We start from the raw sequence: 2,410 nt of genomic DNA, 5'->3' as shown, positions 1-2,410 counted from the left end.
TGCTTATAGAAATCGTCGCGCCGTTGATGCTCGAACCAGTCATGCATCCAGATGCCGTTGCCATTGAGCCGCTCCTCCCACATGGCGCGCCAGCGGTCGCCGACGATCAGCGGATCGGGCGGGGTCATGGCGATCGTCCAGGCGGTGGTTCCCCACGTCAGATTGTCGCACATCATGGCGCCGCCGAGATAATGCACGTCGTCATTGTAGCGGTCATCGGTCGAGCACAGCGAGATGGCGGCTTTCAGAGCCGGCGGGCGGCGGGCGGCAACCTGAAGCCCGTTGAAGCCGCCCCAGCTGATGCCGATCATGCCGACCGTTCCCGAACACCAGGGTTGCCGGGCCAGCCATTCAATAACGGCCAGGCAGTCGTCCTGCTCCTGCTTCAGATATTCGCCCTTGCACAGCCCTTCGCTGTCGCCAGAGCCCCGCATGTCGACACGCACGCCGGCATAGCCGTGACCGGCGAAATAGGGATGCGTCAGCGCATCGCGCTCAACCGTTCCGTCGCGCTTGCGATAGGGCAGGTATTCCAGAATCGCCGGCACCGGGTCCGTCTCGGCATCCTCCGGAAGCCAAATCCGAGCGGCCAACTTTACGCCGTCCGGCAACGGAATCCAAAGATTCTCGATCTCGCGCACCTCGCGCGGGAAATCGGTGACGACGCGTATGTCTTCCATGGCTCTCTCCGGATGTTCGGCGCCCCGAGCGAAGCGGCTGGGCTATGTATTCAAGGAAAGGCAGTTGATCTGGCCCGTTGCCGACCACCGCCAGCAGGGTGGCTCGATCGAGCAAGGCGCGGCACTATGCTCCGTCTCAAGATAAGACAAAAAGCTCCTCCCACATGCAAGCCATGCTCCCGCTTCGGATAAGGCGCTAAAGACACAGAGGCCGTGTCGCGGCTCGCCACACAACCATCTTGACCACAATCTTCTGGCATAATGAACAGACCAGTTTGTCACATTTGAACGCTAATCCTTCCAAAATGGAAGGCATCACGTGTGATATGGCACTACGGGATAATCTGGCCCGCTGAGTCAGCGCCATTTCCTGAGTGCCTGCGATCCTGGCGGCGGCAAACCGTAGATGTCCCGCTCGATGTCGAACAGGATGTCGACGCGTCAAACCATGGATGAACCTGGATGAAACCCGGTGCCATACTCGCACCCGCGATGGGTCAAAGTTCTCCTGACACTCGCCAAGCGGCCGGGCATCTTGGATGCGCCTACCCCGCGACGTCCAGGTCAAAGCTCGGTCGCTCCGGCGTTTGCGCCCACCGCGATCTCCAATTTCAACGGAATTCTCCGCAGACCGGCTGCCATACCCTCTTGTGGCGGACGGCGTGATCACGTCTGCTTTTAACAAGCGCAGGGTGCTGCCCGCTCGCTTTCCCTCATCCGGCGAACAACTGCTTGTAACCGATGGTCTCCATCCAGTTTGCCTGAGGGCACCTGTCGCATTCCATCGTGCACGGGCACACCCGGACGTCGGACAGCATGCCAGACTTGAGGCCCTACCGGATCGCCATAGACACGGGTGCCTATGCCTTTGGGAGGCTGAAGCTCAGGCACGCGCAGCAAGCGCTGCATATGAACTAGAAATCGCGTTGGAAACCCAAACTCGACAAGAAGAGGCAACTCAGCTGGTAGAAGCAACGATACAGACTTCTGGACAGCAACTGCTCAAACGCTATATAGCGTACGATTCCGAAAGCAAGAAGCATACCGAATACGCGGCCGAAAATTTTGAGGCGATCTGGGATGGAAGCTAACGGAAAATAGCCCGTAACAGAACGAGTTCAGCCTAAACTGCTCCTTCGGTGCAGCTGCCTCCGTTCAGTTTTGTTTTTGCGAGATACGCCTGGCGTCTGGCTGCGGCTTTGACAGCGATCGGATGGTCATCTCGTCGAAGCAGACGAGTATCGCAGTTATCTTGTCGCCCGTGTTCAGCGGCAATTTTCCGACAAACAGGAATCATCTGATCCAACTGCATTGTCCATCCCATCTCCACAAATGTACGCATGGTTGGAATGCGTGAGTCTTCTAGCCATCTCAATTCTTGCACGTCCGCCAGCATTGCTCTCCTCAAAAATTGAATGCCTATTGGAATAGGCAGAACCTGTCGGCCGCGAACGTCAAGGCCGATAAAATGTTCGGAGCGGGAACACTGGCGCCTTCAGGGCCGTAGGAGACTAGGACAGCGATGGCATCACGTATGGATGCCAGCAATGAGCCGCCCCGGTTGATCAGGAAACGGATTGCAGCCCCGAGGGGTCAGGCCAAGTGGCATGCAAGCTTTTCCCAGGGCGGTGAACGCAGCGCGCCCCATCCACCCCCGTCAAAGCGGATGTCGTTACACTGCCCCTGGCACGTTTATACTTCTTGCCTGATCCGCATGGCATGGTTCGTTA

General features: G+C 58.0%; 2 protein-coding genes. Both read right to left on the bottom strand.

The window, feature by feature from the left end; all coding sequences use genetic code 11:
* Positions 1 to 680 (bottom strand): CocE/NonD family hydrolase (locus tag EN780_RS32165; RefSeq protein ID WP_128276291.1); only part of this gene is annotated, 680 nt, incomplete at its 3' end.
* Positions 681 to 1,803: 1,123 nt separating this feature from the next.
* Positions 1,804 to 2,076, bottom strand: a complete 273-nt coding sequence (locus tag EN780_RS32155) for a hypothetical protein (RefSeq protein ID WP_128276290.1) — start codon at positions 2,074 to 2,076, stop codon at positions 1,804 to 1,806.
* Positions 2,077 to 2,410: the final 334 nt, after the last annotated feature.

Source organism: Mesorhizobium sp. M4B.F.Ca.ET.089.01.1.1 (genome assembly GCF_004022605.1).
GTDB lineage: Bacteria > Pseudomonadota > Alphaproteobacteria > Rhizobiales > Rhizobiaceae > Mesorhizobium > Mesorhizobium abyssinicae.
This window is presented reverse-complemented; position numbering and strand designations above follow the sequence as displayed.